The following is a 26,474-nucleotide window of genomic DNA, read 5'->3' as shown; positions in this document are numbered from 1 at the left end:
TGATTATGGCCTTAGAGTTACTCCCGCCTAGTATGTTGAAGGCAATCGATTTATTGCCAGATGCAAAAACGCCAGTGACGTTGTTTACACGTCATTCCATTCGTGAAGTTGTTACGGGTCAGGGGCTTGCAGGCTATGATTTACAGTTGACGCATCAAGGGCGCGATTTGGCGGAGGCGTGGGGTTCCTATCTGATCGATAATACGGATCGAGTGATACAACACTGTATTTCTAGCCCAATTCAACGTTGTATTGATACCGCTGCGCTAATGATTCAAGGAGCTGATGGACAAACCCTTGAGCCAAATACCCACCGTATTGAAATTATCGAACAAGGTTTATTGGTTGAGCCAGGCAGTTTTGTTTTGGATATTAAGCAAGCCGGCCCTTATTTTCAGCGTCAAGGCGCTCTAGGATTTATTAATAGCTTTGTTAATAATGCTTTACCCGGTATGAAGCATCCTATTCATGGCGTGGTAGATGTATTGGAACTCATATATAACACGCATCCGAACAATCCTTATGGTTTGAGCCTTGCGGTCAGTCATGACACGATTTTAGCTGCAATTTTGGCGGTTATTTCAGGGCGCACGATTGTGACCAAAGAAGACTGGCCGAAAATGATGGAAGGTCTTTTCGTATGGTTTGAGGGAGATGTGTTTTTAGAATCCAAATTGAAGTGGATTTGGCGCGGGGAAATTAATGAACTGAATATTCATGAGTTTCAAAATCTGTAAGTGCTTTTTTTATTAATAAAAAAATCAGCTATAAATCTCGTTCATTCATTTAGGCGATCATTCGTCAACTTTATTAAATGCTATACCGCATCAGTTTAAATTTTTGCTTTGAGTCGATTAGGAAAGTCGAGCAAGTCGATACTCAGGCCTTCATCATTTAAAGGCCATAATGAGGTATTCACCGTTACGCTGTGCTGATGAATGCGATTGTATTTATCTGCAGCAATTAACGTGGCAATCTCATGATTCGAAAGAGTATAAGCGTTGACAACATCGGCTGGATATTGAGTACGGTCATAAAACTCAGCTTCTGTTTCCCCTTGGTGTAGTGCAAAAATACGTTCAATTGCAGGTAAATAGACACCATAGCCTAACCATGCGTCAACTCCTTGAGAGGCTTGAATTTCTGCGGTTCCGCGCATATTTGAGATGACTTTGGCAAGTATGTCTTTTTCACCTTTGGCATGAAAATACTCAATATATTGTTGTTCTGTCGGTTGGAATTTTTCAAGTGTTGGAAGAAATTTATTAATCATGCTATTCCCCAGTAGAACATTCTATGTGGTTTCGTTATAGGAAAATAGAATACCATAATTTATTTATGGGATTTTAAATTTTAATCATTTGGCATCTAAAAATTAAAATAAGTTCATGCTTACAAAGAAAATTAATTGAGAGATCTATTTTTTTAAAAATTGACTGACAAATATTGGCACTATATTGGTGCAAATTTAACTGTATAACTCATCATTATTTTTCATAAATTCAAGCCTTGTCACAGAACTTTTATTTTTCGGACATTAGTTTTAGGGTTCATAAAAAATATGTCCTGAAGTGACAAATTATGTGAATTGAAAGTGAAAGGAAAATAGCGTTAAATAATTAAGTTTATGATTTATATATATTATTAATGGTTTCTTAATTTTATTTGAGACTATTTTGGGGGAAGATGTGAAAAGTGTGAATGAGTTCTTGTATTGCAAGCTAAGTCTTTGTGTTGTAACGCTGATGCTTGCTGCGTGTGGTGGTGGAGAGAGTGGAACTGAAAACTCTACAACGCCTGTAGTAAAAACCTATGCTGAGCCTACACAGGATGTGGCTGATGTAAATACATTGGGTTATTTTGATTACGATGCAAGCTCCAATACGCGTGTAATACGAAATGACTTAACTGGTAACTTCGAAGCAATGCTGCAATTTGGTCAGAGTCATGTGGTTGATCCAAATGGTAATGAAAGTAAAAAAATGCCGCGTCTGACGATGGAAAAAGAAGCGCTATTGTTAGTTACGCCAACTGATAGCATGGGGAAAATTGATGGTCTGAATGCTGATATTTACATGAATAATCAGTTGCTCCGCACAGTTACATTTAACGATCCAACTCAGATTCCTCAGTCTGATCAAACCAATACCGATGAGCGTGCGCGTGTGCAATATAGTAAGCGTGCGTGGAGTGCTCAACTCAATTGGGATGAAATACGTCCAGGTTTGCGTATTCAACTTAAAGATTCTCATGGACGTCAGGGGCAAATCGCGGAAGATAAAATTGATTTTGCCTCTCCGGGAGAGTTGGTCTTAAATAATATTCGTATCGGCATGTTAACTGCTCCCCCTGTTTCCAATGGTCACTATATGCTGAATGATCCTGTTCGGGCAGGTTCAGATTACTTTCAAACGATTCCAGCTGCTGAAATGACCGTTGCAAAATATGATGATATTCAGTTGGATCGCGTCATGATTGCAGACGGGACCATTTACGATACTGCAAGTGCCAGCCAAGGCGGGGTTTATGACGGTGACATGCGTGAAAACGTAGGTAAATCGACATTTAGCGTAGGCATTAATCTAGCAAATTGGGGGATTACCAGTGCTTCGATGGCAAGTCAAAATCAACCACAATTAACCCAAACCGTAGTTGCACACCATAGCCGTGGAAAATATGCTAATGGCGAAAGTAATCATGGTTTAAGTGGTGGTAACGGCATGCTGACGTTGTATGATTCGGTTGGAAACGAGTTTAGTCATGAAATTGGACACCACTATGGACTGGGGCATTATCCTGGGCAGGAGGGTGATAACCAGTTCTGGACTTCACATCATGCAGATAGTGGTTGGGGTTACATTCCGTATCGCAATATGATGCGGGGTAATTTGATTTGGAATAATAAGGATTTATGGGCTGCTTCTACAGGAATTGCAAATTTCTTAGCTTTATATCCACATAGCCGAGATGCCATGTCTGGTGGTTATGCATCAAGCTCAGTTTCACGTTATACCCACTATACGGGCTATAGCACTTATTTAAAAATTCAACCACATTTTAACCGCTATGTGTGGGATAAGACTTCACCTACTGGCTATAAAAAATGGAATGAAGTAACAAGACAGATGGAAGTGGTTCAGCCTACTATGCCAGATTCTGCTGCACCTGTTTGGTATCTGCCTAATCAAAACTATTTACGCCCACGTGTCTTTGGTGAGCCTGTAGTGACCATTTTGGGTGGCTATGACCCTGTTGCAAAGGTTGGGCTACTCTATCCTGCGGCACGTTCAAACTGGGGCAATGTCTATGATTTACCTGCTGCAAATACTGCGTTAAATCAGGATGCATGTTGGTTAAATGTACAGTATCCAAATACCGTGACCAATATTGCACTGGCTCCGACACGATTAGGTAGCAATGCCAATAAATTACATGTCAATTTAGCGCTTGCAGATCACCCTCAGAAAGTTGATTTATATTGTAAGCAGGCTAATGCAGCTGCCAAATTATTATCGACTACAGTGATTCCCCAATATGCTACGGCTATTACACCTGCAGTTAAAATTGGTAAAGCACAGGGTTATAAAGCTTTACGCGATGTAGAGTTGCCTTTACTTGAGCAAGAGCTACTGAATCAAGCGGCGAACAATCTTATTGTTTTGTCATCAAATGGTTCAATGCTTTATCAGTCTTATAAGTCATATAAAAATGAGATGAGTTTAGCTGCACAGCAGGTACTTGAGCGTTATGAAGAGCAAGAAACTAGGTGGATGCGTTTAAATCGTTGGGTAAATGTTTATTATGATGATTTGGCCAAAGATGTACCTGCTGCGATTGATGCACTCAATGCTTTTATCAAGCAGCTAGGTTTACAACAAGATGACCCACTTGCACAAAGTGGATTGTTGAAAAATAACAAGAATTGCTTGAAAACAGAGCTGGCATCTAACCAAAAAATGGATGTTTACATTAGTGGCCCATCGGCTTGTACTGCTGATGATACTGAGCAGTGGGTTTATGACAGTTTAGGACGTATCCATAGCAAAGCGGCTATGGGGCAGTGTCTAACGGGTAATGGAGGAAGTGCTAAAGTCACCTTGACTGATTGTGTGGCGAATAATGCAGCACAAGTGTGGTCAATGGATGCCACGACGTCTGCTATTAAACAATCAGGACAGTGCTTAGATCTAAACTCGGGTAATTTGGTAAATAACCGTCAAATTGCAATTCGATATAGTTGCTCTGGAAATAACAATCAAAGATGGACAATGCTGAACCAAAATACAAGTATGATTTTAGCTGGGGCAACATCAAAAAACATTGGTATTTTAGTGAAAAACCTGAAAACTCAATCTTTGAATTAAACCACTGCTCATCTGGTAAATGATTTAACATAAAATGAAAGGAGCTCCCTAAAGGGGGGGGGCTTTTTTTTTGTAAGTAGATATTCTCTTGGGTGCTAGAGAGCACTTGCTAGATTTTATTTGGGTTTTAAGCTGTATTTTTAGGTAGCAGATGTATTGGAAAAGGTATAGGCGTTAGAAAGTTCAAAAAATAGATACAAAAAAAGCCCTTTAAAAAGGGCTTTTTTTAATGCATAAATTAGTTAGCTAAAGCTTTAACTTGTGCATTTAAACGGCTCTTATGACGAGCAGCTTTGTTCTTATGGATGATGCCTTTATCAGCCATACGGTCGATTACTGGTACAGCAGTTTTGTATGCTTCAGAAGCAACTGCGTAATCACCAGCAGCGATAGCAGCTACTGTACGTTTGATGTAAGTACGAACCATAGAACGTAAGCTTGCGTTGTGTTTGCGTGCTTTAACGTTTTGACGAGCACGTTTTTTAGCTTGAGCAGAGTTTGCCACTCGTGCACTCCTTGAAATAGATTGGTCTGGGCGGGCTGAAATTCAAACTGAAAACCACATCAGAAGAACAATCACCAGCCCGTAAACAAGTGGCATATTTTGATTAATATACGCAGTGAAGTCAAGTCTTGACATGCTTTGACTATATTTAAGATACATAAAAATTCTAAAGAAAAGGTAAGATTAGCCATCTGCATGGGAGTTTGTATAAAAATGATACAAAATATAGAACAAGCCATTGTAATTGGAGCAACGGGTTTGGTGGGCTTAAATCTGGTTCAACAATTACAACAACTGCCAAGTTGTATCAAAATTTTAGCTGTGGTCAGAAAGCATAATGTGCAGCTCGATCAGTATGACAAAGTTCAGCAACTGGAGCTGGATGATTTTTTATTACTCAACCATGAGGATGTTCAGGGCTACAGTCATGCTTTTAGTTGTTTGGGGACGACTTTAAAGAAAGCTGGCTCAAAAGAGCAGTTTTATGCCATCGACTATGTGGTGAATGCACATTTTGCGGAATTGTTTGTTTTGACCAAAACGCATTATGTGTTGATTAGTGCCTTGGGTGCGCAAGCCAATTCAAAAATTTTCTATAATCGCGTCAAAGGTGAGCTTGAAGAGACTATTCGCGGACTCGATTTATATAAGGTCAGTATTTTGCAGCCGTCCTTACTTATCGGACAGCGTAATGAAGGTCGCATGTTGGAAGATATATTCCAAAAGGCTTATATCAAACTATCGCATTTTATACCAAAGCATTTTAAATATAAGCCAGTGACAGCAGAACAAGTGGCTCATACTATGGTCGAGTCTGCCCAAACGCAGACCGAGAAATTTGAAATATATGATAATTTACGCATACAAAAGACAAAATGAGGGGAACTGTGGTGACGACAGCATTTGTGACATGCGATTTATTGGATGATCATCCTGAACTTGATTTACAAGTGGTCAGCCCATCGATGGATGGTAAGTTCTTTAATAGCTATGGTGCGCGTAAAACCTTTGGTGGTCAGGTGGTGACAGTTAAATGCTTTGAAGATAACTCTCGGGTGAAAGAGCTGTTAGCAACAGATGGTACGGGTAAAGTATTGGTTGTGGATGGTGGCGCTTCGATGCGCTGTGCATTGATGGGAGACTTGATTGCAGAGTCAGCAGTCAAAAATCACTGGAATGGTGTGGTGATTTATGGCTGTGTCCGTGATGTAGATGCCATTGCTGAACTGGATTTAGGGGTGCATGCTTTAGCTGCTATTCCACAAAAAAGTAACCGTAAAGGTGTAGGGGAAGTTGATGTCAGCCTGCATTTTGGTGGTGTCACCATTCAATCAGGTCATTATCTCTATGCGGATAATAACGGTATTGTCATTGCAAAAGAAAAACTGGTCGATGCATAAGTAGCAACCAGACTCATAACAACATAAACAAAAGATATGGACGTGTAATATGGTGAAGCATCAAATTAAAGTGATTCAGGCTCTTTTTTCGGGGCTTGCGCAAGGTGGGCGTGGTGTAACTGGAACGCCGCATCCTAAACAACCTGAGCAACCTTTAAAGCTCTATGAGTTTGAAGGCTCACCATATTGTCGTCGTGTGCGTGAAGTACTGACTTTGTTGAACTTGGATTATGAAGTGTATCCATGTCCTAAGGGTGGAACTAAATATCGTCCTTTGGTGAAACAGTTGGGTGGGAAAACCCAATTTCCTTTTTTACTCGATGAAAATACAGACACAAAGCTATACGAGTCTGAAGATATTATTCACTACTTGTTTGAACAATATGGTCGCAGTGGTAAAACACCGAAAAAGTATGCACATTATCCCAAAACACCTTATGTTGCTTATGTCGGGACATTGGTAAATGGTGCGAGTGGGGTGTGGATCAACAAGAGTATTAAAGATCGCGTAGCGCCAGAACAGCTGTTACAACTTTGGGGTTTTGAAGCCAGTCCTTATACTCGGATTGTCCGTGGTTTGCTGACCGAGTTGGAGCTCCCTTTTAAGTTTCATAATGTGCCTAAAGAACGTTGGCAAGATCAAGGCCCAGCAGTACTGCGTTTAAAGCCGGGCAAATATGTACCTTTGGCAGGTGGAAAGCGTGAGCAAGTCATGCAGGTGATGGGGCGTGATATTCAAGTGCCATATTTGGTTGATCCGAACACTGAAACAGCTTTGTTTGAGTCGGCAGATATTGTTGCTTATCTCAAGCAGACCTATGCAGCATAAGAAAAAGGCATCTCTTAGAGATGCCTTTTTTAATTCCTAAGCATTGATGTTTTATCGGGTTGATCTGATTTTTTGTCATTACAATGAAATGATTAAGTATGTTTATCTTCAGCTGTTATAAAAATATTCATCATTTGGCTGATAATACGACACACATTTAAACATCCGTAGCGTTGAGAAAACGTGTAATTTCTTGGGAGAATTTGCGCGGTTCACTCAATAAAGGCGTATGCCCAGATTTTTTAAAGATCACCGTTTTGGCATGCGGTACGCTTGAGGCAATCAGCTTTTGTCCTTGAGCAGGATAAAGTTTTGATTCTTCACCAATAAAAAATGTAGCTGGTCGGTCAATCTGACTGAGCGTACTGCGATAGTCTTCTTGATGGTCAAGATAATTTTGAATGTACCAAGCCATATAGTCTAAACGCTGGATCGGGAGCATGAATTTTTGTAAGTGGGGCTGTTGAAATGTTTTTTGAAATAAAGCCGCAGTTCGAGATGGTGTGGCTTGTAGTTGAATAAAAGCCAACCATTGGTTAACCAGTTCGGTGCGTATGGGTGCTGTTAAGTCTGAAACCAAACGATACTGCGCATTTTGAGCCAATAGGTCTGCAATGTTTTGTAGGATGGCTTTGAAATCGGCATGCTTTTCAGCAAATAAACCATGTGGCCAGTCTGCATCAACGCTAATCTTGGGTGTTTGGTCAATGTGTAAATAGCTGAGGATATGGTTTTGAAAGCGACCATATTGCATGCCATGCATGGCTGTCGTGGCGCCCATAGAATAGGCAATGACATGGAATACTGTATCAGCATATTGTTTTAGAAAGCAGTTTAAATCTTGCCAGTGGCTGGAAATCGCATCCAGTGTGGGAATTTTGCACTGCGCTGAACCACCAAAACCCCGCCAGTCAGGAATGTAAAAACGGTACTTTTTACGGTGTTGATATAAAAAAGGTAGCCATTGCCAACTTTGCATCCCTAAGCCAGATAAGACCAGTACTGGTGTGCCTTGTCCAAATTCTCGAACATAGAGTTTTTCGCCATCTGGCATTAAATAATGTGGCATGATTAATCCTTTGCGTGGTTTTTTATTTTTCGAAGTTTTTAAGTGCTGGAATCATGGTCTCTAGCCACTCAATCCAACCACATTCTAAATTAATTCCAAGTTGTAAAATCATTCTATGAATATATAAGGTACGATCATTTTCTTCAGCATGACCAAAGTCTTTGGCAAAAATGCTTTGGTAAATTTGTAGTTTTTCTTTGTGTAGGATGAGATGTCGTTCAAGTTCAGGCAAAACCGTGTTGCCGCCAAGCTGAGCTTCAACACGCAGTCTCACCATCAGTTCTTCACGGAGCTGGGCAGGTGGGCTTTGTTTTACCAGCCAGTCGGCAAGTTCTGTACGTCCAAGCTGTTCTGCTTGATAGGTTTTTTTACGCGAGGTTGCGCCATCATCTTCTATCGTTGAAATCCAGCCTTTGCTCTGCATAGCGCTGAGTTCTCTATATATCTGTTGATGTGTCGCATTCCAAAAGAAGCCCATTGAACGGTCAAAACGACGCGCTAACTCAATACCTGTGCTTGGTTTTTCAATCAAACTGGTCAATAAAACATGAGCTAATGACATTTAGGTAATATTTCGCAATTAAAATGGACGTAGAGTCATTATGCAACATGTTGCATAAAAAACAAATCTCGATTATAAAGATAAACATTATGCAACTTGTTGCATTAAATAATTTGATCTAACCTTGTATTTAAAATACCAGCCAGCGAAAGCACGCCAAGGAGTACACATGTCTAATTACCCGCATTTACTTGCGCCTTTAGATTTAGGCTTTACCACATTAAAAAACCGCGTATTAATGGGATCTATGCACGTTGGACTTGAAGAAGTTGAAGGTGGTTATGATCGCATGGCGGCATTTTATGCAGAGCGTGCCGCTGGCGGTGTAGGGCTAATCGTAACAGGGGGTATTTCACCGAATGATCATGGTGTGACTTTTCACGGTGGTTCTAAGTTAGATACTTTAGAAGAAGCGGAAAAGCATAAAGTCATCACACAAGCCGTACATGATGCGGGTGGTAAAATTGCATTACAGATTTTACATACTGGTCGTTATTCTTATCAGGCTGAAAACGTTGCACCTTCTGCAATTCAAGCACCGATTAACCCTGTAAAACCACATGCTCTTACTTCTGCTGAAGTGAATCAGACTATTGCGGACTTTGTGAATTGTGCAAAATTGTCACAAGTTGCTGGCTATGATGGTGTTGAAATCATGGGTTCAGAAGGCTACTTAATTAATGAGTTCATCGCGGCACGTACCAACCATCGTGATGATGAATGGGGCGGAAGCTATGAAACCCGTATTCGTTTCCCGATTGAAATCGTAAAACGCACTCGTGCGGAAGTTGGTGAAAACTTTATTATTATTTACCGTCTTTCAATGTTGGATTTGGTTGAAGGTGGTTCGACTTTAGAAGAAGTGATTCAGCTTGCCAAAGAAATTGAAAAGGCGGGTGCAACCATTATCAACACAGGTATTGGTTGGCATGAAGCACGTATTCCAACGATTGCAACCAAAGTGCCACGTGCGGCATTTACATGGGTGACCAAGAAGCTAAAAGGTTCGGTTCAGATTCCTTTGGTGACATCTAACCGTATTAATACACCAGAAATGGCTGAACATGTTTTGGCTCAGGGTGATGCGGATATGGTGTCGATGGCACGTCCAATGCTTGCAGACGCTGAGTTTGTACTCAAAGCAGAACAAGGTCGTAGCGATGAAATCAATACTTGTATTGGTTGTAACCAAGCCTGTTTAGATCAAATTTTTTCCATGCAAATTGCGACGTGTTTAGTCAACCCGCGTGCATGTTATGAAACTGAACTGATCTTTAAAGAAAGTGCGGCTAAGAAAAATATTGCAGTGATTGGTGCTGGGCCTGCAGGTTTGAGTTTTGCGACTTATGCCGCTGACCGTGGGCATCAAGTGACTGTTTTTGATGCAGCCAGTCAGATTGGTGGTCAGTTTAATATTGCGAAGACTATTCCCGGTAAAGAAGAGTTTTACGAAACACTGCGTTATTTCAAACGTAAAATTGAATTACAACCGAATATCAAATTGGTGCTGAATCATACCGCAACTTATGAGGAACTGAGTGCAGAAAACTATGATGACATCGTGGTTGCAACAGGTGTTACTCCACGTGAGTTGACTATAGAAGGGATTGATCACCCGAAAGTGTTGAGCTATATCGAAGTTCTACGTGAGCGTAAGCCTGTCGGTAAAAAAGTCGCGATTATTGGTGCGGGCGGTATTGGTTTCGATACAGCAGAATACTTAAGCCATGAAGGTGAAAGCGGTAGTTTAAACCCACAAAAATTCTATGATGAGTGGGGCATCGACACCAGCTATGCACATGTCGGTGGCTTAAAACAGCCAGTCTTGGAGCAGTCGGATCGTGAAATTTACCTTCTACAGCGTAAAGCGAAGGCAGTCGGTGCAAGCTTAGGTAAAACCACGGGTTGGATTCACCGTACAGGGCTAAAACATCGCGATGTAAAAATGATTGCAGGTGCAAGCTACGACAAAATTGATGATCAAGGTCTCCACATTACAGTGAATGATCAGCCAACGGTTTTAGAGGTTGATCACGTGATTATCTGTGCAGGACAAGAGTCTTATACTGCAATGTATGATCAGTTAAAAGCCGATGGTAAAAATGTGCATTTGATTGGTGGTGCGAAAGAAGCAGGTGAGTTGGATGCGAAGCGTGCGATTCGTCAAGGCGCTGAACTGGCTGCGACCATTTAATCGATAACAATCATTTATCCGCTTAAAATTTGTAATAAAGCTCCCTCTCCTATACGGAGAGGGTTTGGGAGAGATATTTTCTAAAATATTATCTTTTCCCTCGTGTTGCCTTTTCCATGAAACGTATGTGGTGTAAGAGAAGGTGCCTTTATTGCAGATTTGAGTGGATTCACTTTCATAAGGACATAAGAATGAGTTTAGCAACAACAAAACAAGCATTGGTACGCTGGCATGATATGGTCACGACTCGTGATATGAGCATCTTAAATGAGCTTTTAGCAGAAGATGTCGTGTTCCGTTCACCTGTGGCATTTAATCCTTATCCGGGTAAGCAAGTGGTTTTTTTTATTTTAATTAATGTGATTCAGGTTTTTGAAAATTTTACGTACCACCGTGAATTTTTTAAAGAAGATGGTTTAAGTGTCGTCCTTGAGTTTTCTGCCAATGTCGGCGAAAAGAAACTCAAAGGGATTGACATGATTCGTTTTAATGAGCAAGGTCAAATTGTAGATTTTGAAGTGATGATCCGTCCTAAATCGGGGCTAGAAGCCTTGGCTGTACAAATGGGACAGCGAATGGCAGCTTTTGCACCTCAAGCTGGATGATAAACGTGTGACTTGTTATTTATAGTTAGGCACGAAAATTGATGCATCACCAAGAAAGATAGGAAAAAGAAGGTACTGATATGAATGCTGTGTTCAGTTTGCTAAACCAATTAAGCCAAACGGCGTGGGATCGAGTGACTGGTGCGGAACAACCGAAGCTCTATATTAACCCACAAGGGCAAATTCAAGAGACTGTTGGGGCGCTTACACAGCTTCAAGAAAAGTACCGACCAACGCCGTGGTTATCCAACACGCATGCTCATCTTTTGTATTTTGATGTGATTCGCAAGCGTCAGATTCAATTGGAATATGATCATTTTGATCAGTTAGAGATGCAAGACGGTGGGGTCACTGGCATTATGTGGTTTGGTTATGATTTGCCTGAAGCGACGCCAACGGTTGTGGTTATGCATACGATTACAGGCTCTCCTGAAAGTATGCGTGAGGTGGTGCGTGACTTAAATCGCTATACGGGTTGGCGTGTTGCCCTATGCTTACGCCGTGGACATGCAGACCTTCCAATGCCTGTACCCAAAATGAATCTTTTTGGTTCAACCGATGATTTACGTGAACAAATTGCCTTTATTCAAAGCACATTTCCAAGTTCAATGTTGTATGCGGTAGGCTCTTCTGCAGGAACGGGGCTTTTGGTGCGTTACTTAGGCGAAGAAGGGAGTCAAACACCTTTTAAGGCGGCTTTTGCGCTGTGTCCGGGTTATAACACGGAGTTGGGTTTTGTAAATGTGCATCCCTTTTATAGTAAAGTCATGACCAAGAAACTGTTTAAGAAATTTATTTTTCCCTACCAGCAAACGTGGCAAGAAACAGCGTCTGTGTCGCAAGTCTTAATGACCAAAACCTTGGCTGAGTTTGAGTCGAGTTATTATGAAATGGCGGGTTATGTGGACTATGATAGTTATAACCAAGCCACAAACCCAATCTATGTATTTGAAAATGTCACCATTCCATTGCTGATTTTAAATGCAGAGGATGATCCTGTCTGTCACATTAAAAATTTTGAACCGTATAAAGACATGATCCGTCAAATGCCGAATATTGCCGTTGTGACCACCAAAAAAGGCAGCCATTGTGGCTTCTATGAAGGGGCACTCAATACAGAGTCTTGGGCGACCAAGCTGATTGCGGATTTTTTGAAACTGGAACAACAAAAACACTAAACAAAAAAAGACCTACAGCAGTGTAGGTCTTTTTTTGATTGGTTCAGCAGTGTAAAGGCTTAAACGGCTTCACAGGCTTTCTTGCTGAGACCAAATTTCATCTGCAGTAACACCAAGATCAAGGCCATAAAGCTGAGTGCGGCACCTGCATATGAAACCGCTGCATAGCTAAGTTGCATACTTAATACGGTTGCACCAGCAAAGGCACCTAAGGCATTACCTAAGTTAAAGGCACCAATGTTAACTGAAGAGGCGAGACCAGGCGCATCTGCTGCGACTGACATGACGCGCATTTGCAGTGGCGGTACTACTGCAAATGCTGCCGCACCCCAAATCACTAAGCCAATTGCCGCACCAACGGTTGTTTGCGCTAATACTGGGAAAACAAGCATCATCACCATTAAAAGTACAAGGAAGCCTATCAGGGTTTTCTCTAGGGATAGATCGGCAAATTTTCCGCCAAAATGGTTACCAATGGAGAAGCCAATCCCGATTAACACCAACATCAAGGTAATGGTTTGCGGTGATGCCTGCATAAATACGTGTAGGCTCGGAGCAATGTAAGTATATAGGGCAAACATTGCACCTGCGCTCATAACCGTGGTTAGTAAGGCAAGGACGACAGGTGCACGTGTTAAAACGCGCAATTCTTTTGCCACATTCGGTTTAACCACATCGTGATCTTGCGGGAGCGCTTTCCATAGTGCCAACATGGTTATGATGCCTAAGATTGAAATCGCAGCAAAGGCCATGCGCCAACTGGTATTTTGACTGAGCCATGTTGCAAGTGGCACACCGCCAATATTGGCAATCGTGAGGCCCATAAACATCATGGCGACTGCACTGGCTTGTTTGTCTTTAGGCACTACGCTGGCTGCCACCACCGAACCTAAGCCAAAGAATGCACCATGGTTTAAACTGGTAATTAAACGCGCACCCATGAGACTCATATAATCAGGTGCAACGGTTGCCAACACATTCCCAATCGTGAAAATAGCCATCAATAGGATTAAAGCTGTTTTCTTAGGAAAGCGTGCCAGCCATAAGGTCATGAGCGGAGCTCCAATCATGACGCCTACTGCATAGGCACTAATCAGCAGTCCGGCTTGTGGAATTGAAACGGACAAATCATTGGCAATTTCAGGCAAAAAGCCCATGGGTGAAAACTCGGTGGTTCCAATGGCAAAAGCACCCACCGCAAGCGCCAAAAGTGGAAAATTAATTTTCATAGCGATGCTCAATCCCAAATCGGTGCTAATCCTTCAGGATTAACTTCACGTTGATTGCGGTCTAATTGCGTAATTGCCATCATTTCTTCAGTCGACAGTTGAATCTCTTGCGCCTTTAAGTTGGACATCAAGTGTTCACGTTTGGTTGAAGACGGTATGACTGCAAAACCACGTTGTAATGCCCAAGCCAAACTAATTTGTGCGGTCGATATCTGATGCTGCTGCGCGATGTGCATTAAAACAGGATCATTCAAAACCTTACCGTAAGCCAGTGTCATATATGAAGTGACATCAATGTTTTGAGCTTGGAGGAAATTAACTAACTTATGGTTTTGTAGATAGGGACTGAGTTCAATTTGGTTGGTTGCGATGTTTTCCAGCCCAATACTCTCAATCGCCTGTTGAGTCAGCTCAATATTGAAGTTAGAAATACCAATGTGTTCGGTCAAACCTTGTTGTTTAGCCTCCAGTAAGTTCTGCATGAGTTCTGTGATGTTTACACCTGTACTTGGGGCAGGCCAGTGGATCAAGGTTAGATTCACTGCATCGGTTTTTAGTTTATGCAAACTTTCTTTTAAGCTTGGAATCAATTTTTCTGCTGAATAATTTTCCGTCCAAATTTTTGTGGTGAGAAAAAGATCTTGACGATTGATACCACTGAGTTCAATGGCTTGACCAACTTCAGCTTCATTACCATAGATTTGTGCAGTATCGACCGCGCGATAACCGACTTCTAGTGCAGTTTTCACAGACTGAATGACAGTGTCACCTGTTAAACGGAAAGTACCTAGGCCGAATTGAGGAACGATATTCATTTTTTACTCGATAACTTGTTTCATGGAATGAGGTTATTTTGTAGAAAAAAGACTTGCTTAAAAACTGGGTAATTTGCAAAATATTATTGACTATTAATCAATAATTACACATGAAATCAACCATAGAAGAATTAACGGCTTTTGTGAGCATTGTTGATAGTGGCTCTATCGTCAAAGCTGCGCAGCAGTTGGATCAAACCACATCGGGTGTCAGCCGTGCCTTGCAACGTTTAGAGTTGAAGTTGAATGTGACTTTGCTGGAGCGAACGACACGGAAGCTCAAGTTGACCTATGAAGGACAGCAGTTTTTGGCAAAGGCGCGTAAGATTTTACTCGATTTGACCGAAGCTGAAGAAAGTCTGCAAAATAATGATGCTGAGGCATCTGGTTTAATTCGGATTGATTCAGCAACGCCTTTTGTGCTGCATGTGATAGTGCCGCTGATTGAAGAGTTTATGCAGCGCTACCCAAAAATTGATATAGAAATTACCAATCACGATCAGGTTATAGACTTACTTGAACATAAAACCGATGTCGCGATTCGGTTTGGTGAGTTAGCGGATTCCAGCTTACATGCCAAGCTGCTTTGTAAAAGTCGGTTATATATTGTGGCTAGTCCTGTTTATGTGCAAAAACATGGTCTACCTAAAAATGCAGCAGAATTAAGCTCACATACTTTGCTTGGTTTTAGTCAGCCTGCACATTTAAATACGTGGCCTATTCAGTTGGAGGATGAACCTTTAACCATTCAGGCCAAAATTAAATGCTCAAATGGAGAAACGGTTCGTCAGTTGGCATTGCAAGGGGCAGGGATTGCGTGTTTGTCACGTTTTATGGTTGAAAAAGATATTCAGGAAGGGCGTTTTGTAGCTTTGTTTGAAAATGAAATAAAAATACATGAACAGAAAATACATGCAGTTTATTATCAGCAAAACTATGTGCCAAAGCGTATTCGCTTGTTTATTGACTTTCTTGCTGAAAAATTAAAAGCCTACTTATAAACCAGCAATAAAAAAAACCCGATATCAATCGGGTTTTTTTAATCATCTAAATAGCGATGATTAGTTTTCTAAAGCTGGTGTCGCTGCTGCAATGGCTGCTGCAACCGCATCGTCTTCAGTTTGCGTATTTGGGTTTGTATTACTTGGACGTGCTTGCGTTGGTTTTTCTTCAGCTTTTGGTGCTTCTGCTTTCGGTGCAGGCTGAGCTGCTGGAGCAGGTGCTGGCGTTTCACGACGGATTTCGGTGGTGGTATTCGGCGTTTCTTCGCGAATCACTTCAACTTGCGCTGGAATCTCAGGCTCAGACGCTGCTAAAGGTTGAAGTTCAACAGTTTGTTGTTGCTCTGTAGTAACGACTTCAACTTGTTCTTGTTCATCTTCTTTAGGCGCTTCTTTCTTTACACATGCTGTTAATAGTAAGCCTGCTGCAATGGCACCACAAATTAAAAGTTTTTTATTCATAATTACATAAAATCGAGTGTTTGAAGGATCGCGCCATTATAACAGCAAAATGCAAGATGAAAATCCTATGAACTTAGCTTAATTTTATCTGCCAAATGCTGATAGAATATCCAATTGTTTATTGTTCTATGAATTGATGCGGATTGACTTTGCTTTATTGGTACAAGGTAAAGTAAAATTGCGCAACATTGCAGGCCGAATTAGGCTCGATTGTACGAGAAACCCAATGACCCATTTTATTTTCGTGACTGGTGGTGTAGTTTCATCACTAGGTAAAGGTATTTCAGCTGCTTCAGTTGCTGCGCTTTTAGAAGCCCGTGGATTAAAAGTAACCATGGTAAAAATGGATCCATACATTAATGTCGATCCAGGGACTATGAGCCCGTTCCAACATGGTGAAGTTTTTGTCACAGAGGATGGTGCAGAAACCGATTTAGACTTGGGTTATTACGAACGTTTCTTGCGTCGTGCGAAAATGACCAAGTTAAATAACTTTACTTCTGGTCGCGTATACCAAGACGTTTTAAATAAAGAACGCCGTGGTGACTACCTTGGTGGAACTGTTCAAGTTATTCCACATATTACAGACAACATCAAAGAACGTGTACTTCGCGCAGGCGAAGGTTATGACGTTGCGATTGTTGAAATTGGCGGTACAGTAGGTGACATCGAATCTCTCCCATTCATGGAATCTGTACGTCAACTTATGGTTGAACTAGGTCATAAGCGCACTATGCTTATGCACTTAACTTTGCTTCCATATATCAAATCTGCGGCAGAGTTGAAAACTAAACCAACTCAGCACTCGGTAAAAGAATTGTTGTCGATTGGTATTCAGCCAGACATTTTAATTTGTCGTACTGAATATGATGTTGATGCAGACACGACCCGTAAAATTGCCTTGTTCACAAACGTTGAAGCACGTGCAGTTGTGGTGTGTAAAGATGCACGCAGCATTTACCAAATTCCGCGTACGTTCTATGAACAAAATGTTGACGACTTGATCTGTGAGCGTTTTGGTTTCAATGACTTACCTGAAGCTGATTTAACAGATTGGGACAATGTTGTAGAAGCACTGCTAAACCCTGAATACACGGTTCGTGTTGCAATGGTTGGTAAGTATGTTGAACTTCCAGATGCGTATAAGTCTGTGAATGAAGCGCTTTTACATGCGGGCATTCAGAATCGCGTTAAAGTTCAAATTGATTATGTCAATGCTGAAGAACTTGAAAGCCAAGATGTCAATGAAGTATTGAAAGATATGGATGCAATCTTGGTACCTGGCGGTTTTGGTGAACGTGGTACTGAAGGGAAAATGCAAGCGATTAAATTCGCACGTGAAAACGGTGTTCCATTCTTGGGTATCTGTTTAGGTATGCAGTTGGCTGTGATCGAATATGCACGTAATGTCGTGGGTATTAGTGACGCGAGTTCGACTGAATTCAACCGTTCGACGAAGTCTCCATTGATTGGTCTAATCACTGAATGGTTAGATGAACGTGGTGAAGTTCAACAGCGTAATGTTGACTCTGATCTTGGTGGTACGATGCGTTTGGGTGCTCAAAAATCAGAATTGGTTGAAGGGACTAAAACACGTGAAGTGTATGGTTCAGCAGATATTATTGAACGTCACCGTCACCGCTATGAGATGAATAACCGTTTCATTCCAGCGCTTGAAGAAGCTGGTATGAAAATTTCGGGCTATTCACCTGTACAGCACTTAGTAGAAACAGTTGAAATTCCTCAACATCCTTGGTTTATTGCTGTACAATTCCACCCGGAATTTACAAGTTCACCACGTGATGGACACCCATTATTTGCTAGTTTTATTGATGCTGCAAAAGCACAGTACAAAAAAGCGAAGTAATTTGGGTTAAGCAATAAACTAGGAAGTTTAAATGTCACAATTAAAACCACAAGAAATTGTACGTTTAGGCGATATACAAATGGCAAACCACTTGCCATTTGTACTATTCGGCGGCATGAACGTACTTGAGTCTAAAGATTTGGCTTTTGAAATTGCAGAGACCTATGTCGATATCTGCAAGCGTTTGGAGATTCCTTACGTATTTAAAGCCAGTTTTGATAAAGCCAACCGTTCAAGCTTGAACTCGTTTCGAGGGCCAGGCCTAGAAAAAGGGATTGAGTGGTTAGCTGACATTAAAAAACATTTTAATGTACCCATCATTACTGATGTACATGAGCCTTACCAAGCTGCACCTGTAGCGGAAGTTGCGGATATTATTCAACTTCCTGCTTTTCTAAGTCGTCAGACTGATTTGGTTGAAGCGATGGCAAAAACTGATGCCATCATTAACATCAAAAAAGCACAATTCCTTGCACCACATGAAATGCGCCATATTTTGCATAAGTGTTTAGAGGCAGGGAATGACAAGCTCATTATTTGTGAACGTGGTTCGGCATTTGGTTACAACAACCTTGTTGTGGACATGTTGGGCTTTGACATCATGAAAGAAATGAATGTCCCTGTGTTCTTTGATGTGACCCATGCGCTTCAAACTCCGGGTGGTCGTGCGGATTCTGCGGGCGGTCGCCGTGCGCAAATCACGACACTTGCTCGCGCGGGTATGGCAACAGGTCTAGCAGGTCTATTCTTAGAAGCGCATCCAGACCCAGAAAAAGCCAAGTGTGATGGACCATGCGCATTGCGTATGTCTCAACTTGAGCCTTTCTTGGCACAGCTCAAAGAATTGGACACCTTGGTTAAAGGTTTCAAAAAGCTAGATACACACTAAATTATAAACTCATTGATGCCATCTAAAGCATCTCGTTATTAATCAACTGAGGAATTGTTCATGAGCCAAATCGTTGACATCCGTGCACGTGAAATTTTGGACTCTCGTGGTAACCCAACCATCGAAGCAGACGTAATCTTAGCATCTGGCGTAGTTGGCCGTGCATGTGCACCATCTGGTGCTTCAACTGGTTCTCGTGAAGCTTTAGAACTTCGTGATGGTGACAAAGCACGCTATTTGGGTAAAGGTGTTAAAACTGCGGTTAACAACGTAAACACGATTATCCGTGATGCTTTAGTGGGCAAATCAGTATTTGAACAAAAAGACATCGATAACACGATGATCGAACTTGATGGTACTGAAAACAAAGAAAAATTGGGTGCGAATGCAACTTTAGCGGTATCACTAGCTGCTGCACGTGCTGCTGCTGATGAAAAGAAAATTCCTCTTTTCCAATACATTGCAGACTTACGTGGTCAAACTATTTTAACTATGCCTGTACCAATGATGAACATCATCAATGGTGGTTCGCATGCAGACAACAATGTGGATATTCAAGAGTTCATGATCGAGCCTGTAGGCTTCACGTCATTCTCTGAAGCATTACGTGCAGGCGCTGAAATCTTCCATTCTCTAAAATCAGTTTTAAACAAAAAAGGTTTAAATACTGCTGTAGGTGATGAAGGTGGTTTTGCGCCGAACTTACGTTCAAACGAAGAAGCAATCACGGTTATTCTTGAAGCGATTGGTCAAACTGGCTACAAAGCGGGTTCTGATATTATGCTTGCGCTTGACTGTGCATCTTCAGAATTCTACAAAAATGGTCAATACATCCTTGCTGGTGAAGGTAATAAAGCATTCACAAGCAACCAGTTCTCTGACTATTTAGCGGGCCTTGTCAACCAATATCCAATTATCTCAATTGAAGATGGTTTAGATGAGTCAGATTGGGAAGGTTGGTCTTACTTGACATCTATCCTTGGCGACAAAATCCAGTTGGTGGGTGATGACTTGTTCGTTACAAATCCGAAAATCCTTCAACGTGGTATTAATGAGAAAGTCGGTAATTCGATCTTAATCAAATACAACCAAATTGGTACGTTGACTGAAACTCTAGATGCAATCTATCTTGCGAAAGAAAATGGTTACTCTACAGTGATTTCACACCGTTCTGGCGAAACTGAAGATTCTACGATTGCAGATCTTGCGGTAGGTACTGCTGCTGGTCAAATCAAGACAGGTTCACTTTGCCGTTCTGACCGCGTGGCGAAATACAACCAATTGCTTCGTATTGAAGAATTGACAAATGCTGCTTACCGCGGTAAAGCTGAGTTTAAAGGTTTAAACTAAGCGACTGATGTCAATGTTCAATGTATTCGACTCGTTGATGAGTAAAGTACTACTAGGCCTTGCGATCATTTTGATCGCAGGGTTTCAGTATTTATACTGGTTTGGTGAGGGTGGTTATCAAGACCATTTACAACTCACACAAAAAATCCAACAACAAACTGAAATTAATAACGACTTAAAAGAACGTAATCGTGTCTTGGCGGCAGAAGTGTATGATTTGAAAAATGGTATTGAAGCCATTGAAGAGCATGCGCGTCTAGATTTGGGTTTAATCAAACCCCGAGAAACGTTTATTCAAATGAGTACTATCAGTACTCAATATAAGCCTGTTTATATTAATCCTAACGCCCAAATTGATTTGCGAACCAATGAAGACGATGAGCCTGAAACCCCTCCAGCTACCCCATAAATTGTGGGCTATTATTCCTGCTGCTGGCTCGGGTAGTCGCTTTTCTCAAACTGAACTAAAACAATATCAAATGATTGGACAAAAGACCGTACTTGAACATACGGTTTCACGTCTTAATCAATTGCCATTGCAGGGCTATGTTTTGGCGATTGGTTCAGATGATGATGTCGCTCAAAGTTTGCCTTTTAGCAACATGGAAAGAGCACATTTTTGTGAAGGTGGTGCTGAGCGTGTAGACTCAGTGCTCAATGCGCTCAATTATCTTTCCACAATCGCTGATGCTGACGACTGGGTCTTTGTCCATGATGCAGCTCGTCCATGTGTCACGCAGGATTGTTTGGTGAGACTGGTTGATACTGCTATTCAGTCCAATACAGGGGCGATTTTAGCTATTCCTGTTAGAGATACTTTAAAGCGTGTAGCCTCAGCGCAAGATATTCAAGAAACCGTTGATCGTTCACAGCTTTGGCAGGCACAAACCCCACAGATTGCTAAACTGGGGATACTAAAAAAAGCAATTGAACATGCGCTAGAGGCACAAGCCTTAATTACTGATGAAGCCAGTGCTTTAGAGTTTGTTGGTGAAAAGGTTCAAGTCGTACAAGGGCGCTCCGATAATATTAAAATTACCTATCCAGATGACCTTGAGCTTGCACGCCTGATTTTGGCGGCACAATAAGAATTATTTGGATTTATTGGGCTAAAACTACAGAAATATGGGTTTGAATGATGTTATCTAAAACACTTTGAACTTATAATTTGCCCTGTCTTTAGCTCATTCAATTTACGCAAATGATACCATCACAGCAGTATCGTTTTTTACGTCAGTCTTTACGTGACGGTAGAAGCATTAAACATGACTCATCTCGATGGGCTAAATTACATTTAGATCCATGGCTTTTATGCTTTCTGATTTTAAATGCCGTGTTGGGATTGTTGGTTATTTATAGTGCGTCAGCACAAGATATGGGCATGGTATTTCGCCAAGCCACGAGCTTTGCTGTGGGCTTCATTGTGATGATGATCTGTGCGCAAATCCCACCCAAAGTCTATCAGGCCATTAGTCCTTATTTTTTCATCTTCGCTGTGATTTTAATGGTATTGGTCTTGGTGGTGGGCGAAACCCGCATGGGAGCCAGACGTTGGATTAGTCTACCCGGTATTGGTAGCATGCAGCCTTCTGAGTTTATGAAGTTTGCCATGCCTTTGATGATGGCGTGGTACTTTGCAGGCCGCGCATTCCCGCCTAAGTTTATGCATATTGTGATTTCGTTGGGTATCATGATGTTGCCGTTTTTATTGGCAGCTTTACAGCCCGACTTAAACCTAGGTCTCTTGATTCCTGGTGTGTGCGTCATTTTCCTCAGCGGTATCTCTTGGCGGCTCATTGCTTTGGCCTGTGGAGCATTGGCTGTTGTCGCTCCCTTACTTTGGATGTTCTTTTTGCAAGAGTACCAAAAAAAGCGAGTACTCACTTTATTTGACCCAGAGTCGGATGCATTGGGTGCCGGTTGGAATATTATCCAATCCAAAATTGCCATTGGTTCAGGTGGTTTAATGGGGAAGGGTTTCACGGAAGGCACGCAGTCACATTTAGGGTATTTGCCTGAGCACCATACCGACTTCATTATGTCGACGTATGCGGAAGAGTTTGGCTTTATTGGGGTGTTCTTGCTGTTTAGTTTGTTTGCGGCCATTATCATTCGTTGTTTGATTATTGGTATGAACAGCTTCCATAATTTTGGGCGTTTATACGCGGGTGCTGTGGGCTTAACATTCTTCTTCTTTGTGTTGTTAAACTCGGGGATGGTAAGTGGGATTTTACCTGTAACAGGTGATCCATTGCCACTGATGAGTTATGGTGGAACCGCGGTGATTACCATGCTGGCGAGCATGGGCATTGTGATGTCGATTCATACTCATCGCTAAAGTTTAAAAGAATCAAGCCAGCGGTATTGCTGGCTTTTTTGTGTTTAAAATAAGAGAAAAACTCTAACGTTTTTTTGATCTTTATAAAGCACCATATTGTTGCCATGTTTCGCCTGTATGCAGGCTGTCATAATAGTTTTGCAGAGTGTTTAAGTCATGGTGTTGCGTATAAGCTAGTACTAAAAACCCAAAAATTAAAGCTGCCTTCAATCGGTTTAAACGCGAATGTTGCTGTGAAAAATAGCCTAAGCTAAGTAAGGTGAGTATGACTGAGGGAAGAATGGCAATACTCTCAGGCTGAGAAAGAAACCTCCAATGATTGAAATAAACCAGACTTAAAATGAGTCCAATCAATCCCATATAGGTATAGATCTTTTTATTTACCGATGCTTTAAAAACATTAATGGTTTGAAATATTAAAATTAGACTACTGAAAAGGTATGCGCTTTTTCCACCAATAATCACACCATAGATTGCATTGAATAGGCAATAAGCCAACAACACGGATAGTACGAAAGAATAGAGTTTGGTATAGAGAATGTGTGAAAAGGGGAGAATCTGTTTCATAATTTGCTCTATTGAAAACTCACATCGTATTAAAAGAGAATTTGAAGCTTAACATGCTATTCATTTTTTGCCACTGTGGCATGTTTTTTTAGTGTTGGAGATGGCTTGAATAAATGTCGCGTACGAGTAGAACTTAGACCGCAGATTATTAAACACAGCGTCCCGCCAATAAGTACTGCTGGCACTACCGAAAAATAGCGCGTCATTAGGCTGGTGTGTAGGGCACCGAGTTGATTGCCTGAAGTGACTAAGATGCCATTTAAAGCGGCTACACGTCCTAATAGTACTTTTGGGGGGAGTTGCTGTAATAAAGTTTGTCGAATGACCATGCTGATACTATCAAAGACGCCAATCAAAACAAGGAGGATGACTGAGAGCCAAACATGGGAGGATAGTGCGAAAGCTAAAGTACACAAAGCAATTGCAAAACTACTATAGAGCATGTTTCTCCATGCATTTTGCATTGGAGAATAACAGGTCAACATCAACATCATGATACAGGCGCCAATGGCTGGGGCCGCTCTGAGTATACCTAAGCCTTCAACGCCTAGATGAAGGATATCGTGTGCAAAAATAGGCAGTAAGATAATGACACTACAAAAAAGCATAGCGCTGAGATCCAGCAACATACTCCAAAACATCAGTGGATGTTTAAAGATAAACAAATAGGCCTCTTTTAAGCTTTTGCTTAAATGTTGTTTATGCGTGCTAGGGAAGTCACGAGTGCTTAATCCGAATAAGCAGATGCTACCCACGCAACACAAGAAAAAAACAATCAAGAGGGTTTTTTCAAGCCCAAGTTGGCCGAGTAAAAGTCCTGCGCATAAGGGCGCTAAAATGCCGCCCATTTGCCAAATGAGGGCAGTCCATGTGGCTGCATTGCTATAGGCTGACTTTGGGGTTAGAAAAGGGCGTAATGAATTAAAAGATGGGCTGTAAATACCTCTAAGTATGCCTAAGCAAAAAATGAGGCTATAAATGCCGCATAAAAGTGTATTTTGTTGAATGTGCTGTTGTTGGTACTGAGAAAAAAGAACAATAAATAATAATGGAATTAAAGTGCTACAGCTAAAACTCCACTGCACAATTTTTTGTCGGTTATAGCGGTCAGCCCAGTCGCCACTAATCAGGGAGAGGCAAATAAAGGGAAGTAACTCAATTAATGCAATCATGCCAAGGCTGAGTGGATTTTGAGTGAGTTGGTAGACGCTGTAGGCAATGACGACTTCTTGAATCATGATGGCTAGAATTAAGCACAACTGATTGATACTCAGAAGTGAAAAATCACGTGAACGAAAAGCCAAAAAAGCGTCGGAATGGAAAAGCGACATAAACAGAATGGTTTCAAATATGAATTAAAAAAAGGATGGCGCAAAGTCCATCCTTTTTAGGGTTTAAAGCAAATTACTGTGCTTTTGCTACCGCAACAGTTTCGTCATTTGCAGCCTTAGCCATAGGTGTATATTTCAAACCCAAGGTTGTACTGGTGTATTGGCGAACTTGATCAAGAAGAACAGGATTGGTGCTGAGTTCTTGTTGGTACGATTTTACAATTTCATGTAATTTCGGATTCCATTTACCTTCTACTTGTTGTGGGAATGCTTTTTCAAGCAAGCTCAACATAATATAAGGAGAGGTCGAAGCACCTGGTGAAGCACCTAATAGGGCAGTCACAGCACCGTCTTGTGACGCAAAAATCTCGGTACCAAATTGTAAGCTTGCAGGTTTTCCTGGTTCTTTCTTAATGATTTGAACACGTTGACCACCTTGATTCATGCGCCAGTCTTCTGGTTTTGCATCAGGGTAGTATTTTTTCAATTCATTAAAACGGTCGGCATCGGTCATCATGACTTGGCTAACTAAGTATTTCACCAAATCAAGATTTTCCATACCCACAGCAGTCATTGGTAAAACGTTGTTCTTCGTGGTTGATTTCAATAAATCAAGCTGAGAACCTTGTTTTAAAAACTTGTTTGAATAAGTCGCAAATGGGCCAAACAATACATATTTTTTACCGTCGATATAACGGGTATCAATATGTGGAACAGACATTGGAGGTGCGCCTAATTCAGCACGACCATAAACTTTTGCAGTATGACCTTCAGTGACTTTCGGGTTGTCGGTCATTAAGAACACGCCACCTACAGGGAAGCCAGCATATTGCTTCGCTTCTGGTAAGCCTGTCATTTGTAAAAGTTTAACCGCTGCACCGCCTGCACCAATGAAGACAAAGCGCGTTTTGACGTGATCTGTTTTACCTGTAGTGAGGTTTTTAAATGCAACAGTCCACGTTTTATCATCGTTTTGGCTAATGCCAGTCACTTCAGTTGATGTTTGTAGTTTGAAGTTAGATTGTTTTTTAAGGTGATCAACCAATTGAGTGGTGATCGAGCCATAGTTTACATCCGAACCTACATCCATGCGTGTTGCAGCTACTTTCTGTGCAGCATCACGGCCATTCATTACCAATGGTGCCCATTGTTTAATTTCAGCAGGATTCTCAGAGAATTTCATGCCATAGAACATTGGGTTTTTAACCATTGCAGCATAACGTTTTTCTAGGAAATTTACGTTATCGCCCCAAACGAAGGCAATGTGCGGCACAGGATTGATAAAGCTATTTGGTTGACCTAAAACGCCTTCTTTCACCTGATAAGACCAGAACTGTTTTGCAACTTCAAATTGTTCCGCAACGTTCACCGCTTTAGAAATGTCCATTTTTCCATCTTTTTCAGAGGTATAGTTCATTTCCATAAAGCCAGAGTGGCCTGTACCAGCATTGTTGAAGCCGTTTGAGCTTTCTTGTGCAACATTGTCTAGGCGTTCATACATGCGAATTTGCCAGTTTGGCTCAAGCTCGCTTAGATATGTGCCTAAAGTCGCACTCATGATCCCACCGCCGACTAAGACTGCGTCAACAACAGGCTCATTGCTGGTGGTTTGAATTTTTTTAGACGTGACGGGTCTAAATAATAAAATTACGACTGCAATAATAAGCAGTACGATCAATACCAAAAGGTATTTTAAAAATTTGTTCATGCGATTATTACCTTGGGGAGCAGGTTTTGGATCGCTTTATAGCGAATAGAATAAAAATAAGAAGAATGATAGAGCTGCTTGTAAATGATCAGCTTGGTATAGTTGAAGTAATACTTAAAAGCTGAAAAGCGCACAAAAAATATAATTTTTGAGCCTATCACACAGTCCTGATTTATGAATATTTTAGACTAAATATGTATTGACTTAGTAA

25 protein-coding genes are annotated in these 26,474 nt (G+C 41.3%); 15 read left to right on the top strand and 10 right to left on the bottom strand.

The window, feature by feature from the left end:
* The first annotated feature begins 5 nt into the window (after positions 1 to 5).
* Positions 6 to 737, top strand: a complete 732-nt coding sequence (locus tag WH214_RS15600) for a histidine phosphatase family protein (RefSeq protein ID WP_159128723.1) — start codon at positions 6 to 8, stop codon at positions 735 to 737.
* A gap of 95 nt (positions 738 to 832) precedes the next feature.
* Here WH214_RS15600 and WH214_RS15595 read toward each other — a convergent pair whose 3' ends face one another.
* Positions 833 to 1,273 carry a hypothetical protein gene (locus WH214_RS15595; RefSeq protein WP_332476752.1) on the bottom strand — a complete coding sequence of 147 codons (441 nt, stop codon included), beginning with the start codon at positions 1,271 to 1,273 and terminating at the stop codon, positions 833 to 835.
* A gap of 415 nt (positions 1,274 to 1,688) precedes the next feature.
* On the opposite strand from WH214_RS15595, the gene WH214_RS15590 reads away from it, so the two are divergent.
* Positions 1,689 to 4,364 carry a M66 family metalloprotease gene (locus WH214_RS15590; RefSeq protein ID WP_445206375.1) on the top strand — a complete coding sequence of 892 codons (2,676 nt, stop codon included), beginning with the start codon at positions 1,689 to 1,691 and terminating at the stop codon, positions 4,362 to 4,364.
* Between the two features lie 238 nt (positions 4,365 to 4,602).
* On the opposite strand, the gene rpsT is transcribed toward WH214_RS15590, so the two are convergent.
* On the bottom strand, positions 4,603 to 4,869 hold the full coding sequence (gene rpsT, locus WH214_RS15585; RefSeq protein WP_004696602.1) for a 30S ribosomal protein S20: 267 nt from the start codon (positions 4,867 to 4,869) through the stop codon (positions 4,603 to 4,605).
* Positions 4,870 to 5,082: 213 nt separating this feature from the next.
* On the opposite strand from rpsT, the gene WH214_RS15580 reads away from it, so the two are divergent.
* The 3 genes from WH214_RS15580 to WH214_RS15570 are packed head-to-tail and all read left to right on the top strand — an operon-like array spanning position 5,083 to position 7,098.
* On the top strand, positions 5,083 to 5,748 hold the full coding sequence (locus tag WH214_RS15580) for a nucleoside-diphosphate sugar epimerase (protein WP_339422543.1): 666 nt from the start codon (positions 5,083 to 5,085) through the stop codon (positions 5,746 to 5,748).
* Between the two features lie 8 nt (positions 5,749 to 5,756).
* Entirely contained in the window at positions 5,757 to 6,269 is a 513-nt protein-coding gene (rraA, locus tag WH214_RS15575) for a ribonuclease E activity regulator RraA (protein ID WP_339422544.1), read from the top strand.
* Between the two features lie 49 nt (positions 6,270 to 6,318).
* Complete coding sequence (locus tag WH214_RS15570; protein WP_004696607.1) at positions 6,319 to 7,098, top strand: glutathione S-transferase N-terminal domain-containing protein; 780 nt, start codon at positions 6,319 to 6,321, stop codon at positions 7,096 to 7,098.
* Between the two features lie 157 nt (positions 7,099 to 7,255).
* Here WH214_RS15570 and WH214_RS15565 read toward each other — a convergent pair whose 3' ends face one another.
* Both WH214_RS15565 and WH214_RS15560 read right to left on the bottom strand, forming a co-directional pair.
* Complete coding sequence (locus WH214_RS15565; protein ID WP_339422545.1) at positions 7,256 to 8,167, bottom strand: alpha/beta fold hydrolase; 912 nt, start codon at positions 8,165 to 8,167, stop codon at positions 7,256 to 7,258.
* A gap of 22 nt (positions 8,168 to 8,189) precedes the next feature.
* A complete protein-coding gene (locus WH214_RS15560; RefSeq protein ID WP_010326972.1) occupies positions 8,190 to 8,729 on the bottom strand; it encodes a PadR family transcriptional regulator in 540 nt (179 codons plus the stop codon).
* A gap of 169 nt (positions 8,730 to 8,898) precedes the next feature.
* Between WH214_RS15560 and WH214_RS15555 the strand changes: the two genes are divergently transcribed.
* The 3 genes from WH214_RS15555 (at position 8,899) to WH214_RS15545 (ending at position 12,706) form a co-directional block, all read left to right on the top strand.
* Positions 8,899 to 10,923 carry an NADPH-dependent 2,4-dienoyl-CoA reductase gene (locus WH214_RS15555; protein ID WP_339422546.1) on the top strand — a complete coding sequence of 675 codons (2,025 nt, stop codon included), beginning with the start codon at positions 8,899 to 8,901 and terminating at the stop codon, positions 10,921 to 10,923.
* Positions 10,924 to 11,114: 191 nt separating this feature from the next.
* Positions 11,115 to 11,528: a nuclear transport factor 2 family protein gene (locus WH214_RS15550; RefSeq protein ID WP_339993720.1), complete on the top strand. Its 414-nt coding sequence runs from the start codon at positions 11,115 to 11,117 to the stop codon at positions 11,526 to 11,528.
* 80 nt (positions 11,529 to 11,608) lie between these two features.
* Positions 11,609 to 12,706, top strand: coding sequence for a YheT family hydrolase (locus WH214_RS15545; protein WP_339422547.1), 1,098 nt, complete (start codon positions 11,609 to 11,611; stop codon positions 12,704 to 12,706).
* Positions 12,707 to 12,765: 59 nt separating this feature from the next.
* On the opposite strand, the gene WH214_RS15540 is transcribed toward WH214_RS15545, so the two are convergent.
* Together WH214_RS15540 and dkgB are read right to left on the bottom strand one after the other, a co-directional pair.
* The gene (locus WH214_RS15540; protein ID WP_339422548.1) at positions 12,766 to 13,935 is read right to left on the bottom strand and encodes an MFS transporter; all 1,170 of its coding nucleotides are present in this window, start codon (positions 13,933 to 13,935) and stop codon (positions 12,766 to 12,768) included.
* Positions 13,936 to 13,943: 8 nt separating this feature from the next.
* Positions 13,944 to 14,750: a 2,5-didehydrogluconate reductase DkgB gene (gene dkgB, locus WH214_RS15535; RefSeq protein WP_339422549.1), complete on the bottom strand. Its 807-nt coding sequence runs from the start codon at positions 14,748 to 14,750 to the stop codon at positions 13,944 to 13,946.
* 110 nt (positions 14,751 to 14,860) lie between these two features.
* On the opposite strand from dkgB, the gene WH214_RS15530 reads away from it, so the two are divergent.
* Positions 14,861 to 15,751: a LysR family transcriptional regulator gene (locus WH214_RS15530; protein WP_339422550.1), complete on the top strand. Its 891-nt coding sequence runs from the start codon at positions 14,861 to 14,863 to the stop codon at positions 15,749 to 15,751.
* A gap of 60 nt (positions 15,752 to 15,811) precedes the next feature.
* On the opposite strand, the gene WH214_RS15525 is transcribed toward WH214_RS15530, so the two are convergent.
* Positions 15,812 to 16,213, bottom strand: a complete 402-nt coding sequence (locus tag WH214_RS15525) for a hypothetical protein (protein WP_004696625.1) — start codon at positions 16,211 to 16,213, stop codon at positions 15,812 to 15,814.
* Positions 16,214 to 16,439: 226 nt separating this feature from the next.
* Between WH214_RS15525 and WH214_RS15520 the strand changes: the two genes are divergently transcribed.
* The 6 genes from WH214_RS15520 to rodA all read left to right on the top strand — a co-directional run bounded on the left by WH214_RS15520 (position 16,440) and on the right by rodA (position 22,657).
* Entirely contained in the window at positions 16,440 to 18,080 is a 1,641-nt protein-coding gene (locus tag WH214_RS15520; protein WP_004696627.1) for a CTP synthase, read from the top strand.
* A gap of 31 nt (positions 18,081 to 18,111) precedes the next feature.
* Positions 18,112 to 18,969 carry a 3-deoxy-8-phosphooctulonate synthase gene (gene kdsA, locus WH214_RS15515; protein WP_005401052.1) on the top strand — a complete coding sequence of 286 codons (858 nt, stop codon included), beginning with the start codon at positions 18,112 to 18,114 and terminating at the stop codon, positions 18,967 to 18,969.
* 60 nt (positions 18,970 to 19,029) lie between these two features.
* A complete protein-coding gene (gene eno / locus WH214_RS15510) occupies positions 19,030 to 20,319 on the top strand; it encodes a phosphopyruvate hydratase (RefSeq protein ID WP_004696631.1) in 1,290 nt (429 codons plus the stop codon).
* A gap of 7 nt (positions 20,320 to 20,326) precedes the next feature.
* Complete coding sequence (locus tag WH214_RS15505) at positions 20,327 to 20,728, top strand: septum formation initiator family protein (protein WP_078388790.1); 402 nt, start codon at positions 20,327 to 20,329, stop codon at positions 20,726 to 20,728.
* Positions 20,688 to 21,407, top strand: coding sequence for a 2-C-methyl-D-erythritol 4-phosphate cytidylyltransferase (ispD, locus tag WH214_RS15500; RefSeq protein WP_339422551.1), 720 nt, complete (start codon positions 20,688 to 20,690; stop codon positions 21,405 to 21,407). Before WH214_RS15505 ends, ispD begins: the two co-directional genes overlap by 41 nt.
* A 113-nt stretch (positions 21,408 to 21,520) precedes the next feature.
* Positions 21,521 to 22,657 carry a rod shape-determining protein RodA gene (gene rodA / locus WH214_RS15495; protein WP_005401056.1) on the top strand — a complete coding sequence of 379 codons (1,137 nt, stop codon included), beginning with the start codon at positions 21,521 to 21,523 and terminating at the stop codon, positions 22,655 to 22,657.
* Positions 22,658 to 22,738: 81 nt separating this feature from the next.
* On the opposite strand, the gene WH214_RS15490 is transcribed toward rodA, so the two are convergent.
* The 3 genes from WH214_RS15490 to mqo all read right to left on the bottom strand — a co-directional run bounded on the left by WH214_RS15490 (position 22,739) and on the right by mqo (position 26,263).
* Positions 22,739 to 23,224, bottom strand: a complete 486-nt coding sequence (locus tag WH214_RS15490; protein ID WP_339422552.1) for a hypothetical protein — start codon at positions 23,222 to 23,224, stop codon at positions 22,739 to 22,741.
* 56 nt (positions 23,225 to 23,280) lie between these two features.
* Complete coding sequence (locus WH214_RS15485; protein WP_339422553.1) at positions 23,281 to 24,555, bottom strand: MFS transporter; 1,275 nt, start codon at positions 24,553 to 24,555, stop codon at positions 23,281 to 23,283.
* A 73-nt stretch (positions 24,556 to 24,628) separates the two neighbouring features.
* Positions 24,629 to 26,263, bottom strand: a complete 1,635-nt coding sequence (gene mqo / locus WH214_RS15480) for a malate dehydrogenase (quinone) (RefSeq protein WP_339993715.1) — start codon at positions 26,261 to 26,263, stop codon at positions 24,629 to 24,631.
* Between the last annotated feature and the right edge of the window lie 211 nt (positions 26,264 to 26,474).

Source organism: Acinetobacter sp. MYb191 (genome assembly GCF_037572605.1).
Lineage (GTDB): Bacteria > Pseudomonadota > Gammaproteobacteria > Pseudomonadales > Moraxellaceae > Acinetobacter > Acinetobacter johnsonii.
This window is presented reverse-complemented; position numbering and strand designations above follow the sequence as displayed.

Coding starts and splice junctions, on each gene's coding strand:
- WH214_RS15555 (WP_339422546.1), top strand. CDS start 8,899: ATGTCTAATTACCCGCATTTACTTGCGCCTTTAGATTTAGGCTTTACC.
- WH214_RS15560 (WP_010326972.1), bottom strand. CDS start 8,729: ATGTCATTAGCTCATGTTTTATTGACCAGTTTGATTGAAAAACCAAGC.
- ispD (WP_339422551.1), top strand. CDS start 20,688: ATGAAGACGATGAGCCTGAAACCCCTCCAGCTACCCCATAAATTGTGG.
- WH214_RS15505 (WP_078388790.1), top strand. CDS start 20,327: ATGTCAATGTTCAATGTATTCGACTCGTTGATGAGTAAAGTACTACTA.
- WH214_RS15485 (WP_339422553.1), bottom strand. CDS start 24,555: ATGTCGCTTTTCCATTCCGACGCTTTTTTGGCTTTTCGTTCACGTGAT.
- WH214_RS15520 (WP_004696627.1), top strand. CDS start 16,440: ATGACCCATTTTATTTTCGTGACTGGTGGTGTAGTTTCATCACTAGGT.
- kdsA (WP_005401052.1), top strand. CDS start 18,112: ATGTCACAATTAAAACCACAAGAAATTGTACGTTTAGGCGATATACAA.
- WH214_RS15600 (WP_159128723.1), top strand. CDS start 6: ATGGCCTTAGAGTTACTCCCGCCTAGTATGTTGAAGGCAATCGATTTA.
- WH214_RS15540 (WP_339422548.1), bottom strand. CDS start 13,935: ATGAAAATTAATTTTCCACTTTTGGCGCTTGCGGTGGGTGCTTTTGCC.
- WH214_RS15525 (WP_004696625.1), bottom strand. CDS start 16,213: ATGAATAAAAAACTTTTAATTTGTGGTGCCATTGCAGCAGGCTTACTA.
- WH214_RS15570 (WP_004696607.1), top strand. CDS start 6,319: ATGGTGAAGCATCAAATTAAAGTGATTCAGGCTCTTTTTTCGGGGCTT.
- dkgB (WP_339422549.1), bottom strand. CDS start 14,750: ATGAATATCGTTCCTCAATTCGGCCTAGGTACTTTCCGTTTAACAGGT.
- eno (WP_004696631.1), top strand. CDS start 19,030: ATGAGCCAAATCGTTGACATCCGTGCACGTGAAATTTTGGACTCTCGT.
- WH214_RS15530 (WP_339422550.1), top strand. CDS start 14,861: ATGAAATCAACCATAGAAGAATTAACGGCTTTTGTGAGCATTGTTGAT.
- WH214_RS15580 (WP_339422543.1), top strand. CDS start 5,083: ATGATACAAAATATAGAACAAGCCATTGTAATTGGAGCAACGGGTTTG.
- WH214_RS15565 (WP_339422545.1), bottom strand. CDS start 8,167: ATGCCACATTATTTAATGCCAGATGGCGAAAAACTCTATGTTCGAGAA.
- WH214_RS15550 (WP_339993720.1), top strand. CDS start 11,115: ATGAGTTTAGCAACAACAAAACAAGCATTGGTACGCTGGCATGATATG.
- rodA (WP_005401056.1), top strand. CDS start 21,521: ATGATACCATCACAGCAGTATCGTTTTTTACGTCAGTCTTTACGTGAC.
- mqo (WP_339993715.1), bottom strand. CDS start 26,263: ATGAACAAATTTTTAAAATACCTTTTGGTATTGATCGTACTGCTTATT.
- WH214_RS15490 (WP_339422552.1), bottom strand. CDS start 23,224: ATGAAACAGATTCTCCCCTTTTCACACATTCTCTATACCAAACTCTAT.
- WH214_RS15545 (WP_339422547.1), top strand. CDS start 11,609: ATGAATGCTGTGTTCAGTTTGCTAAACCAATTAAGCCAAACGGCGTGG.
- WH214_RS15595 (WP_332476752.1), bottom strand. CDS start 1,273: ATGATTAATAAATTTCTTCCAACACTTGAAAAATTCCAACCGACAGAA.